Genomic DNA, 13559 nt, shown 5'->3' with positions numbered 1-13559 from the left:
AGAGGTAGGGATGTTATGAGTAAGTTTACAGTAGCTTCTAATGGTTCATTAGAAACGACATTAAGAGGAGTAGAAGTATTATCGACACCACTTTTAAATAAAGGGGTCGCTTTCACGCAAGAAGAGAGAGAAGAATTAGGTTTAAAAGGGTTATTACCGCCAGCAGTTTTAACATTAGAAGAACAAGCACGCCGAGCATATGAACAATTCTGTTCTCAGCCGGATGATTTATTAAAGAACGTATATTTAACAGCGTTACATGATCGAAATGAAGTATTATTTTATCGTATATTAACAAATCACTTACGTGAAATGTTACCAATTGTATATACACCAACAGTCGGTGTAGCAATTCAAAGGTATAGTCATGAATACCGTAAACCGCGTGGTGTGTATTTATCAATTAACGATCCGTCGGGTATCGAAGAAGCATTCGCCAATATCGGTGCAACAGCTGAAAACATTGATTTAGTCGTTGTAACAGATGGAGAAGGCATACTTGGAATTGGTGACTGGGGTGTTGGTGGTATAAACATCGCAATCGGGAAATTAGCTGTTTATACGGCCGCAGTTGGTATCGATCCTAGCCGTGTATTACCGGTAATTTTAGATGTGGGTACAAATCGTGAGGAACTATTAAACAATCCATTTTATATTGGAAATCGTCACCCTCGTATAACTGGTGAAGCTTACGATGAATTTATTGATACATTTGTACAAGCAGTGAATAAACAATTCCCGAAAGCACTTTTACATTGGGAAGACTTTAGTTCTCGAAATGCACGAAAAATTTTAGATAAATATCGTCATGATATTTGTACATTTAATGATGATATTCAAGGTACAGGTGCAGTTTCACTTGCTGCTGTGTTATCGGCAGTGAAAGCTTCTGGTGTACCATTAAGTGAACACCGCGTTGTTGTATTTGGTGCTGGTACGGCTGGAATCGGTATCGCAGATCAAGTTAGAGATGCGATGGTCCGCGTAGGCGTATCTGAAGAAGAATCATATAAGCGTTTCTGGTGTATTGATCGTAACGGATTAGTTACAGATAATATGGAAGACCTTCTTGATTTCCAAATTCCGTACGCAAGAAAAGAAGCGGAAGTAAGTGAGTGGAAGCAAAATGATATGATCGGACTTGCTGAAGTTGTGAAACATGTAAAACCGACAATTTTAATTGGTACATCTACTGTTGCGGGCGCATTTAAAGAGGAAATTATTAAAGAAATGGCTTCTCACGTAGAAAGACCAATCATTTTACCAATGTCGAATCCAACACCGCTTGCTGAAGCAAAGCCAGCAGATGTAATCGAGTGGACAGAAGGAAGAGCATTAGTTGCAACAGGAAGTCCATTTGAACCAGTTACATATAACGGTGTAACGTATGTGATTGGACAATCAAATAATGCACTTATTTTCCCAGGGCTTGGTCTTGGAACAATTGTAGTACGTGCAAGTGTTATGACGGATGGAATGTTCGCAGCAGCTGCTGAAGCAGTTGCAAGTATGGTAGATACAAGTCAGCCAGGAGCACCTATTTTACCAGAGGTCGAAGAATTACGTAATATCTCAGAAATGGTTGCAATTGAAGTAGCTAAAGTTGCAGTTGCAGAAGGTGTTGCAAGAGTGAACTTAAGTGATAACGATATTAAGATGGCAGTGAAAGAAGCAATATGGGAGCCGGAGTACCGCCAAATAAAAGCGGTAGAAAAGGTTAGAATATAGAAAAAAAGCCCGTTTATAACAATAAGCGGGCTTTCGCTTTACTACTGAAAAAAAGTATAGGAAGTGGCACCTTTGAATTGGAATCAATTATGGAAGAAAGATATGTCCCTTTTAATTATATTAATGGTCGTTGTTCCTATTGCTGGGGAGCTGAACTTTCATCCCTTTAATGATACGTTTCGAGTTAGCTTCGGTACACCGCTATTTTTCTTTTTATTATTATTTTTAAGAAGAGTACCAGCAGGAGTTGCAGGTATTCTTGTTGGTATATCTGTAGTCTTATTCCGAGTATGTCTTGACTGGATCATGCAAGGTTCATTTCATATGACAGAATCATTTTATTTGCGTTATCCTGTGTTCTTCTATTATTTTATTTATGGCAGTCTTTTTTCGCTTTGCAGGGTAAATAAGTTCCATCAGAAACCAATCATTATTGGATGCCTTGGCATTTCAATTGAAATTGTTGCAAGTATGTCAGAACTTGCGTTCTATCACATGTTAGTACTCGGTACAACAATAACGATTTCTGAAGTAAATAAACTTATTATTATTGCTATTTTTCGTAGTTTCTTTGCACTTGGTTTTTTAAATATGATGAATTTATATGAAACGAAATTAAAAGAATCGCAAGTTCGAAAAGAAAATGAAAACATGTTAATGCATCTTTCTAATTTATATGTGGAATCTGTTCATTTGAAAAAGACATTACAAAATGCAGAGTTAATTACACAAGAAGCATATCAACTATATCGAAATTTACAAGCAAGCGCTGATTCAAGTAGTAAAACAGCATTGAAAATAGCAGGAGAAGTGCACGAAATAAAAAAGGATAATCAAAGAATTTTTGCGGGATTATCTAAACTGTTATTAGATAAAAATGTAGCTGAGTATGTAGAAGGACATGAGCTTACAGAAATGATTGTAAGAATAAATGAAAAGTACGCTGGAATGCTAGAGAAAGATATACGTTTTGCTAAATATATAGAAGGTGAACACGCTGCATATCACGTGTATACAGTGCTATCAATCTTTAATAACTTAGTTGCCAATGCAGTGGAAGCAATTGAAGATAGAGGTCTCATTCATATTGATTTATATAAACGAGAGCAACATGTAATATTTGAAGTAATTGACGATGGCCCTGGTATTGCACAAAAGTATAAAAAATTAGTATTTAAGCCCGGGTTTACTTCCAAGTATGATCAAACAGGAACACCGTCAACAGGCATTGGACTTTCTTACATACATGAAATGGTAACAGAGCTAGGCGGAGAAGTAAGATTAGAAGACAATGAAACCGGAAAAGGGTGTAAGTTTATCGTTTGTTTACCGGAGTGCAGTTTAAAGCGGGAAGGGGAATAGATTTGTTTTATTATATCGTAGACGATGATGAAGTTTTCCGTTCAATGCTGTCGCAAATTATTGAAGATGGAGATCTTGGAGAAGTAATTGGTGAGGCGGATGACGGAGCTTTTATTGAAGCGGATCAACTAAATTTTAAAAAAATAGATATTTTATTTATTGATTTGTTGATGCCGATGAGGGACGGAATTGAAACGGTTCGTCACATTGCGTCAACTTTCACGGGGAAAATTATTATGATTTCTCAGGTGGAATCGAAGCAGCTTATAGGTGAGGCATATACATTTGGTGTAGAATATTATATTACAAAACCATTAAATAAAATCGAAGTTGTATCTGTTGTACGCAAAGTGATAGAGCGTATTAGATTGGAGCGTTCTATACATGATATTCAAAAATCATTGAATAACGTGTTTCAGTGGGAAAAACCGCAATTGCGTACTGAACCAGTACAAGAAGGAAAAAAGATAGGGGATTTAGGGCGCTTTTTACTATCAGAACTCGGTATTGCGGGAGAGAATGGAAGTAAAGATTTACTTAGTATGCTGGAATATTTATATGGTCAAGAAAAGGCACAGACATTTGACTTTGGCTTTCCTGCGTTAAAAGAAATTTTTCATCATATTACGATAAGGAAATTAGGGGATATAGCTTTAGAGGCGGATATTGATAAAGAGAAAAAAGCGTCTGAACAAAGAGTACGTCGAGCTATTTATCAGTCGTTAAATCATTTGGCTTCTTTAGGACTAACAGACTTTTCAAATCCAAAATTTGAAAGCTATGCTCCAAAATTTTTCGATTTCACTGTAGTTAGAAAACGGATGACAGAAATGACGAAAGATGAACTTGCATCTTCTGGTCATACGCGAATTAATACAAAGAAGTTTATTCAAGTGTTGTATTTTGAGGCGAAGAGGTTGATGGAAATAGAGTGAAGAAGATGCTTATAAATAAGCATCTTTTTTGTTAAATCAACATTTTATATTTTCTCGTGGAGCATGTAAAATGTTAAGTAAGAGAAAATGGTTTTATATTAAGGAAGTGTCAAAGCGATGAGTTTCACATTGAATAAATCGATTATTAAAGAAGTGTGCGGAGAGACCTCATATAAAAGAGGTGAAGCCTATTATAAATCAAATAAAGTGATAATAAATCATTATGATAAAAATAAAGAAATTTGCGAGGCTACAGTAAAAGGGAACGAGGATTTCCATGTTACAGTAGAAAAAGCTAAAAAGGGTGATGTTGTTGCAAAATGTAGTTGTCCTTCATTATCGTCTTTTCAAACGTATTGTCAACATGTTGCAGCAGTATTAATACAAATAAACTATAATCAACAAACAGGTGGAATGAGCTCCACTAGTAACAGAAACGATCAATTGACAAGTGGTATGTTTCAGCTGTTTGCGGACAAACCACTGAGGCCAAAAAGTAAACAACACCGTTTTGATACACGCGAAATATTAGATGTTGAGTTTATATGTACACCAGTAGCTACGAGAAGTGGTGGGGCTCTACTTGGAATTCAATTGAAACTTGCCAAAGTGTATTTCATAAATCATATTAGAGAATTTCTTTCTAAGGTGGAGAAAAGAGAGTCTTTTCATTGTTCAAATGAATTTACATATACGCCAGATGTACATAGTTTTAAACAAGAAACGGATGCGATTATCCAGCAGCTCATTAAAATGTATCATAACGAAAAAATGTATGAGGATGCGCTAGAAGTACATGCGAAACAAGATGAAAGTATGATATTCATACCACCAGCTTCATGGAAAGATATGCTCTCTTCACTTTCTAAAGTTGAATATGTACAGCTGAAACAAAATGAACAACTGTTTCAGGGATTACAAGTTTCAAAAGGTTTGTTGCCGTTACACTTTGAATTTACAAAGGGAAATAATGGCGGATTTACACTTCATATAGATGGTCTAAATCGTGTACGAGTTATGGATATGTATAACAATGCACTTTACGATGGGAAATTATATCACTTACACATTGAAGATTGTATGCGACTTATTGAATTACAAAAGATGATAAGTCGCTCAAATAGTAATCAGTTTTATATTCCAGAAAGTAAGATGGAACATTTCGTCGGGAAAGTTGTACCAGGATTAATGAAGCTCGGAACTGTACACATTGATGAAGTAATATCGGATCGTGTTGAAACACCTTCGCTAAAAGCGAAATTGTATTTAGACCGCGTGAAAAATCGCTTATTAGCAGGTCTTGAATTTCACTATGGGAACGTCATGATTAATCCGCTAGAAGAGGATGGACAGCCGTCTGTTTTTAATCGTGATGAGAAAAAGGAAAAAGAGATTTTAGACATTATGAGTGAAAGTGCCTTTGCAAAAACAGAAGGCGGTTACTTTATGCATAATGAAGAAGCTGAGTATAACTTTTTATATCACGTCGTGCCAACATTAAAAGGTTTAGTTGATATTTATGCGACGACAGCAATTAAATTGCGAATTAGTAAAGGGGATGTAGTTCCTCTTATTAGAGTGAGAAGAAAAGAAAGAATTGATTGGTTGTCATTTCGTTTTGATATAAAAGGAATACCAGAAGCAGAAATTAAAGGTGTATTAGCGGCTCTTGAAGAGAAACGTAAATATTATCGATTGGCGAACGGTTCTTTTTTATCGCTAGAGAGTAAAGAGTTTAATGAAATTAATCAGTTTATAAAAGAATCAGGTATTCGGAAAGAATTTTTACATGGAGAAGAGGTAAATGTTCCGCTTATTCGGAGTGTAAAATGGATGAATGGACTTCATGAAGGCAATGTTTTAAGTGTGGATGATTCTGTTCAAGAGTTAGTAGAAAATATTCAAAATCCGAAAAAATTAAAGTTTGCTGTGCCAAATACTTTAAATGCAGAAATGAGAAAGTATCAAGTATATGGGTTCGAATGGATGAAAACACTTGCTTATTACCGTTTTGGCGGTATTTTGGCAGATGATATGGGACTTGGAAAAACGTTGCAAAGCATTGCTTTTATAGATTCTGTTTTGCCTGAGATTCGAGAAAAGAAGCTGCCTATATTAGTCGTTTCACCATCATCTCTTGTTTATAATTGGTTTAGTGAATTGAAAAAATTCGCCCCGCATATTAGAGCGGTTATTGCAGATGGAAACCAAGCAGAGCGCCGGAAGATTTTGAAAGATATAGCGGAATTTGATGTCATAATTACGTCATATCCATTACTGAGAAGAGATATAAGATTATATGCAAGACCATTTCATACACTATTTCTTGATGAAGCACAGGCGTTTAAAAACCCTACAACACAAACGGCAAGAGCTGTGAAAACAATTCAAGCTGAATACCGTTTCGGACTAACGGGGACACCTGTAGAAAATTCATTAGAAGAGCTATGGTCTATCTTCCATGTCGTTTTCCCGGAATTATTACCAGGAAGAAAAGAGTTCGGTGATTTAAGGCGTGAAGATATAGCGAAGCGAGTGAAACCATTCGTATTAAGACGGTTAAAAGGGGACGTATTAAATGAGTTGCCAGAGAAAATAGAGCACTTACAATCATCGGAGTTATTACCCGATCAAAAGAGTTTCTATGCTGCTTATTTAGCGAAGTTAAGGGAAGAAACGTTGAAGCATTTAGACAAAGACACGTTACGTAAAAATAAAATTAGAATTTTAGCTGGTTTAACGAGATTGCGACAAATTTGTTGTCATCCCGCTTTATTTGTTGATGATTACAAAGGAAGTTCAGCTAAATTTGAACAACTGTTAGAGATTCTAGAGGAATGTAGAAGTACAGGGAAGAGAATATTAATTTTTTCTCAATTTACGAAGATGCTTTCTATTATTGGTCGTGAGTTAAATCGACAAGCAATTCCATACTTTTATTTAGACGGGAGTACACCAGCGCAGGAACGTGTAGAGCTGTGCGATCGGTTTAACGAAGGAGAAGGAGAGCTATTTCTCATTTCTTTAAAAGCTGGTGGTACCGGACTTAATTTAACTGGTGCAGATACAGTAATATTATATGATTTATGGTGGAATCCAGCTGTTGAACAACAAGCGGCCGATAGAGCGTATCGAATGGGACAAAAAAATACAGTGCAAGTTATAAAGCTAGTAGCTCAGGGAACAATTGAGGAGAAAATGCATGAACTGCAAGAAAGTAAGAAAAATTTAATCGCTGAAGTGATTGAGCCGGGAGAAGAGAAATTGTCCTCAATCACAGAGGAAGAAATTCGAGATATTTTAATGATTTAATATAAAAAAGCTATGCCTTCAAATTGATGAGGGCATAGCTTTTTTGTTGTAATAATTATATTTTGTTTTGTACAAAGTAAAGAAATCAAATGTTATTTAAATTACTTCTTTGTACCTTTACTTTTGTATGGTTTGGCAGCTGCCTTTTTCTTTGCACTTGATTGCCAACGGTTCCATCCTTTACTTCCTGTACCTTGTCCTACACCTTTTTTCGGTTTTGCTTTCGTTTTACTCATATGATCACTCCGTTATATAAAAATCTTATTTGATAATAGTCAATGATTTAGAAAATACTCTTTATAAATGACTATGATTACTTTAAGTAAAAATAAACTGCTTGAATGCTATAGTATATCATGAAATTGCAAGTAAACTGAAAGGAATTATAAAGAAAATGAAAATAATAAGAAATACTGCGGATTCTATATTCCGAACGATCACATTAATTGTTGTGTATACGTTAGTTTCGATCAGTGAAACATTTTTTGGATTGACGAGGCAGAAAAAGTAAAGATGTTAAATTAACAACAATCAATAAAGCCGTAAAATAAAGAATTGAAAAACATTTTAAAACTTTTTGTTGACTTTCTTTATTTTTTGTATAGAATAATCATTAATAAAATGTTTCAGAGATGTGACAACAAAACGACTATGAAAGGACGAGTAGTAGTAGGACGTAGTTTAAGCGAGTCAGGGGTGGTGTGAGCCTGATACGAAGCCTATTATGAAGAACCTCCTGGAGTTGCTAACCGAAATCCTTTATAGGAAAGTAGACTTAGCCGGGAACTTCGCCGTTACAAGAAGAACAGTATCGAGATATTTTATCTCCGTACTGTATAAGTGAGCAACCTCTGTTGCTAATTTGGGTGGTACCGCGGAACCAAAGCCTTTCGTCCCAGTTTTTTGGGAAAGAAGGGCTTTTTTTGTTGGCTTCTTTTCACAACATCCAAACATTTTAGGAGGAAACCACCATGTATCAATCATTAATGACAGTAAGAGAGACTCAAATCGCAATTAAGGAAGTTAAAACATTTTTCGAGGACCAATTAGCAAAACGCCTTGAACTATTCCGCGTATCTGCACCATTATTCGTAACGAAAAAATCAGGATTAAACGATCACCTAAACGGTGTAGAACGCCCAATTGAATTTGATATGTTACATTCAGGAGAAGAATTAGAAATTGTTCATTCACTAGCGAAATGGAAACGATTTGCATTACATGAATACGGATACGAAGCTGGTGAAGGTTTATATACAAACATGAACGCGATTCGTCGTGATGAAGAACTTGATGCAACGCATTCCATTTACGTTGACCAATGGGATTGGGAAAAAATCGTTCAAAAAGAATGGCGTACTGTCGATTACTTACAAAAAACAGTACAAACAATTTATGGAATATTCAAAGATTTAGAAGATCACTTATTTGAAAAATATCCGTTCCTTGGAAAGTATTTACCAGAAGAGATTGTTTTCATTACTTCTCAAGAACTAGAAGATAAATATCCAGAATTAACACCGAAAGATCGTGAACATGCAATTGCGAAAGAACACGGTGCAGTCTTTATTATTGGAATTGGTGATGCACTTCGTTCAGGTGAAAAGCACGACGGACGCGCAGCTGATTATGACGATTGGAAATTAAACGGTGATATTTTATTCTGGCACCCAGTACTACAATCTTCATTTGAATTATCATCAATGGGAATTCGTGTTGATAGTAAATCACTTGATGAGCAGTTAACGAAAACTGGTGAAGACTTCAAACGTGAGTATGATTTCCATAAAGGTATATTAGAAGACGTACTACCATTAACAATCGGCGGTGGCATTGGACAATCAAGAATGTGCATGTACTTCTTACGTAAAGCACATATCGGTGAAGTTCAATCTTCTGTATGGCCTGACGATTTACGTGCAGCTTGTAAAAAAGAAAACATTCATCTGTTTTAATAGAAGTGAGGGAATAGCTTAAATATAGAGCTATTCCCTCTTTTTTACAAAACGTCACTTGCTTACTTATTACCGAGTTCTTCCGCCAAACCGATTAAAATTCCTTCGACTCCACGAATGTAGCAGAGACGATACGAGTTCTCGTACTGAACTACTTCGCCAACGAGCTCTGCACCATGCTTAGTGAGTCTCGATACCATTTCGTCAATATCTTCAACGGTGAACATGACGCGTAGATAACCGAGGGCGTTTACAGGAGCTGTTCGGTGATCTGCTATAGTAGGAGGGGTGAGAAATCGCGAAAGTTCAATTCGGCTGTGGCCATCTGGAGTGGCCATCATAGCGATCTCTACGCACTGAGAACCGAGTCCAGTTACGCGACCAGCCCATTCACCTTCGACATTGGCTCGACCTTCGAGATTCAAGCCAATCTCCTCAAAGAAAGAGATTGCGTTATCAAGGGATTCTACAACGATGCTGACATTGTCCATTCGTAGTAATTTGTTTTTTGCCATAGTCTTATCTCCTTATGTATAAAAGTCTATTATTTAATTATCCTCATAATTATACTACTAAGTAGTTACAAATTCCTTTCAGTTAAAAATACCTTGTCACAGTATAGGAAAATGTGACAAGGTGTTTTTTAATATGTCATATAGCATCGTGTTAACGAACAGCTTTTTATTTAATAGGAATGTAATACATTAATATGATTTTTTTAGTATTACTAAATAGATGAGATTAGCTCATTTGCACGAAAGGCTCAATTTTCGCCATAAATGATTGATGCAGCGCCTCAACGCCTGTTACTAAATGAAGGCGGTCAATAACGACAGACACTTTAATTTCTGATGTACTTACCATTTTAATATGAATATCTTCTTCTTTTAAAGTAGTGAACATATTTGCAGCGACACCTGGGTTAGATACCATGCCAGATCCTACGATTGATACTTTTGCTAAGTGATTTTCATGTTCTACAGATTCATAGTGAAGAGTTTCTTGATTTTGTTCCAAAACTTCTAAAGTTTCTCTTAAATCATTCGAATGAATGGAGAAGGAGAGGTGTACAGTTCCTTCATTTGTAATACTTTGAATTATGATATCTACATTAATGTGTGCTGCTGCTAATGTAGAGAAAACTGTTGAAAGCGAGCCTTGTTCTAATCCTTTAATTGTGACACGTGTAATGTTATCCTCAAATGCAATACCTTTAACGATTGATTGTTGTTCCATGTTACATTCTCCTTTTACAATTGTTCCGTTTTCTTGTTCCATACTTGAGCGAACTTCTAAAACTACGTTATGATTTTTAGCAAACTCAACAGCGCGCGGGTGTAATACGCCGGCACCGAGATTAGCAAGCTCTAACATTTCGTCATAAGAAATTTCGTCTAATTTGTAAGCATCTTTTACAACTCGTGGGTCCGTCGTATATACGCCTGTCACGTCCGTATAAATATCACATTTTTTTGCTTTAAGTGCAGCGGCTAGTGCGACAGCAGTCGTATCAGAACCACCACGGCCAAGCGTTGTAATTTCATTTTCTACACTTATACCTTGGAAACCAGCTACGATAACAATCGTGCCTTCAGCAAGATAAGATTGAATACGATTTGTATGAATGTCAGTAATCCGTGCACTACTATGTATAGATTCTGTCGTAATACCTGCTTGCCACCCTGTTAATGAAATTGCATGATAGCCTTTTGCTTGCAGTGCCATTGTTAATAATGAAATAGTTACTTGTTCTCCTGTAGATAGAAGCATATCCATTTCACGTTTACTTGGATTTTCTGTGATAGCGTTAGCGAGTGCGACAAGTTCATCTGTGCTTTTTCCCATTGCTGAAACGACAGAGACAATGCTATGACCTCGTTCATATTCTTCAATAATTAAATTTGCTACATGTTGAATGCGTTCGACGCTTCCGACAGAAGTGCCACCAAATTTTTGAACAATTGTTTCCATTACAAATTCCTTCTTTCGTCTATTTTTAAGAATAGATTAGGAAATATATAAATCCCAATACTCCTGTAGTTACCAGAAAGACAAACAAAAAACACCATCTCAAATAAGTGAGGATGGTGCTGTTACAGGAAAAGGGAAACAGAAAACGGAGCTAATAAAAAAACCGCCAAAAAAGGAATATCATAAAAAAATGATATCTCTTTTTTGTAGATAGCTCTTCATACGTACACGTCTGTACATATGACAGTTCTGTTTCTATTCGAAAACAGCCCCAATTGACAAATGCAGAGAAATTTATCAATTTCGGCAATACTTCCTTTCATCTAAGTTCATAGACATCTCTGTGTCTCCATTAGAATACTCATAAGTATCGCAACCTCTATCTCACGTTTTAGGCGAGAGTGTTTGATTTATGAAGTTATTGGTAACATTTGTTTTATAATAATTTAAATTTTTCGTGGAATCAAGTGTTTTATATATATTTTAAAAATTCTTTCTTTTTCTAGAAAAGTTTGTGAAAAATGTAGCAAAATAAATTCATTGCATGTACATTAAACTTATAGTGCATAGGAGGTGGGAGAATGAAAAGGAAACAGCCTATTTATGTTGCGACAAAAATGAACACGACGATGGAAAAATTATGGAGATATACGCAAGAACCAGATATACATACAGAGTGGGATGCTCGCTTTACTGAAATTTCGTATTTAGGGAAAAAAGAAGGAGAACCACAGAAGTTTTTGTATAAAACAAAGATTGGATTTGGGCTTGAAATAGCTGGAGAAGACCTGCGGTAGTATGTCAACTGAAAAATAATATATTTTGAAGTTATCAAAGGACAAATTGCTTAAAAAAGACATCACGAAACTAGACCAGCACCGCATGTAAAATACTGGAATTGATTGAAAGGTAGCGATGACAAGTTTTATGTCACACTTTCACACACCTTTCAGGCGTAAAGAGTTGGTGATTACGTAGTAGCGCATCCACCAATCGCACAAATTTTCTTGCGGTTAGAACGAGTGCACGTTTGTGTTGATGTTTTGGTACTTCATTATACTTTTTTGCGTAATATTCTTGGTATTCCAATACATGCTTTCTTACAGAGTTGGCGGCTTCAACTAAGTAATACCGCAAGTAATGATTCCCATTACGAGATAATGAAGTATTTTCAGCGGTGAACCGGCCAGACTGGTATGTACGCCAATATAACCCGGCATATTTTGCGATTTTGGTTTCATCGTCAAATCTTTCGATTTGGCCAATTTCAGCGATAATACCAGCGGCATATATAGGCCCGATTCCAGGAATGGATTCTAATGTTTGCGTTAATCCAGCCATGATCCGCTTAATAGATTTTTCTAGTTCTTTAATTTGTCTTTGATAGGTACGAATGATTTCGATTGATGTTCCTAAAAGAATATCGATTGAGTCTTCTACCACCTTATCTAAACGGTACGACGTGCGAACAGCCTTTTGAATGGTTGATGCGACACATTTCGGGTCACCAAATCGATTTTTACTCTTTTCCTGTAGGAACTCAGCGAGTTCCTCTAAAGGCATGTCAGCTAGCTCTTCTAGACTGAATTTTTCAAGGAACAATTCCATCATGGCGTTACCAAATATAGAAGAATCGACTTCTTGTGAGAACGTATTACATTTATAACTTAGGTGTTGTAGAAAATGTTGTTTCTCCTTTGTCAACATTCTAACGAGTTGATAACGAGCTCTTGTTAATTGCTGTAATGCCACGTATTGACTTTCTTTCACGATGGACATTTGATTTCGCCCAAATCGTAAATAATCAGCGATGACAAAGGCATCAATTTCGTCAGTCTTATTCATGTCTGAATAACTTTTCTTGAAGTTTGCGACTTGTTTTGGATTTAGAAGAAATACCTTTGTGCCAAATCTTTTTAAGTCTTCGTCATGATGGAGAAACATGGATGGGTGAAAACTGTAAACAGATGTAGATTCTAAGCCGATTTTTAAAGTTTCAACCTCTTGATTGGTTGTGCACTGTAATAATCGTTCTTTAAGTACCTGTGCACCTGGTAAGTCATTACTGACTGAAAAAGAATCTAGCTTTTCTCCTTCACCATTTAAAAAGCAAACTTTCATATCAAACGAACTTACATCTAGACCAACAAATAATCTCACGTAAGAGACCTCCTTTCGATTTAGAATCATTGCTTGGACGTCTCGAGATATCTCTAGTGTGTACGCCGACCAACAACCTCGTGTATAAGAGCTAGTCCTGAATCGAAAGCCGCCCTAGAGCTACTAACATCTAGGT

Annotated in this window: 9 protein-coding genes, 1 pseudogene, 1 riboswitch and 1 other annotated feature; of the genes and pseudogenes, 6 read left to right on the top strand and 4 right to left on the bottom strand. The window is 36.2% G+C overall.

Features of this window, described 5'->3' with window-relative positions:
* The first annotated feature begins 15 nt into the window (after window positions 1-15).
* The 4 genes from malS (at window position 16) to MHI28_RS08060 (ending at window position 7337) form a co-directional block, all read left to right on the top strand.
* Window positions 16-1728 carry an oxaloacetate-decarboxylating malate dehydrogenase gene (gene malS / locus MHI28_RS08075; protein ID WP_000033289.1) on the top strand — a complete coding sequence of 571 codons (1713 nt, stop codon included), beginning with the start codon at window positions 16-18 and terminating at the stop codon, window positions 1726-1728.
* A 63-nt stretch (window positions 1729-1791) separates the two neighbouring features.
* On the top strand, window positions 1792-3090 hold the full coding sequence (locus tag MHI28_RS08070; protein WP_082180134.1) for an ATP-binding protein: 1299 nt from the start codon (window positions 1792-1794) through the stop codon (window positions 3088-3090).
* 2 nt (window positions 3091-3092) lie between these two features.
* The gene (locus MHI28_RS08065; protein ID WP_000500296.1) at window positions 3093-4025 is read left to right on the top strand and encodes a response regulator; all 933 of its coding nucleotides are present in this window, start codon (window positions 3093-3095) and stop codon (window positions 4023-4025) included.
* A gap of 117 nt (window positions 4026-4142) precedes the next feature.
* Entirely contained in the window at window positions 4143-7337 is a 3195-nt protein-coding gene (locus MHI28_RS08060; protein ID WP_000011068.1) for a DEAD/DEAH box helicase, read from the top strand.
* A 101-nt stretch (window positions 7338-7438) separates the two neighbouring features.
* Here MHI28_RS08060 and MHI28_RS08055 read toward each other — a convergent pair whose 3' ends face one another.
* A complete protein-coding gene (locus tag MHI28_RS08055) occupies window positions 7439-7573 on the bottom strand; it encodes a DUF3934 domain-containing protein (RefSeq protein ID WP_000047588.1) in 135 nt (44 codons plus the stop codon).
* A 406-nt stretch (window positions 7574-7979) separates the two neighbouring features.
* Window positions 7980-8238: a binding site (T-box leader), on the top strand.
* A gap of 70 nt (window positions 8239-8308) precedes the next feature.
* Between MHI28_RS08055 and asnA the strand changes: the two genes are divergently transcribed.
* The gene (gene asnA / locus MHI28_RS08050; protein WP_000284912.1) at window positions 8309-9292 is read left to right on the top strand and encodes an aspartate--ammonia ligase; all 984 of its coding nucleotides are present in this window, start codon (window positions 8309-8311) and stop codon (window positions 9290-9292) included.
* Between the two features lie 62 nt (window positions 9293-9354).
* Here the strand turns inward: asnA and MHI28_RS08045 are convergent, their stop codons facing one another.
* Together MHI28_RS08045 and MHI28_RS08040 are read right to left on the bottom strand one after the other, a co-directional pair.
* A complete protein-coding gene (locus tag MHI28_RS08045; protein ID WP_001107256.1) occupies window positions 9355-9807 on the bottom strand; it encodes a VOC family protein in 453 nt (150 codons plus the stop codon).
* A gap of 226 nt (window positions 9808-10033) precedes the next feature.
* Window positions 10034-11263, bottom strand: a complete 1230-nt coding sequence (locus tag MHI28_RS08040; RefSeq protein ID WP_000448029.1) for an aspartate kinase — start codon at window positions 11261-11263, stop codon at window positions 10034-10036.
* A gap of 203 nt (window positions 11264-11466) precedes the next feature.
* Window positions 11467-11653: riboswitch (Lysine riboswitch) on the bottom strand.
* A gap of 191 nt (window positions 11654-11844) precedes the next feature.
* Between MHI28_RS08040 and MHI28_RS08035 the strand changes: the two are divergent.
* Window positions 11845-12048, top strand: a pseudogene (locus MHI28_RS08035) (hypothetical protein); the annotation flags it as partial.
* 145 nt (window positions 12049-12193) lie between these two features.
* On the opposite strand, the gene MHI28_RS08030 reads toward MHI28_RS08035, so the two are convergent.
* The gene (locus MHI28_RS08030; RefSeq protein WP_100909797.1) at window positions 12194-13423 is read right to left on the bottom strand and encodes an IS110 family transposase; all 1230 of its coding nucleotides are present in this window, start codon (window positions 13421-13423) and stop codon (window positions 12194-12196) included.
* Window positions 13424-13559: the final 136 nt, after the last annotated feature.

Origin of the sequence: Bacillus sp. FSL K6-0268 (genome assembly GCF_038005425.1) — a bacterium.
Taxonomy (GTDB): Bacteria; Bacillota; Bacilli; order Bacillales; family Bacillaceae_G; genus Bacillus_A; species Bacillus_A thuringiensis_S.
This window is presented reverse-complemented; position numbering and strand designations above follow the sequence as displayed.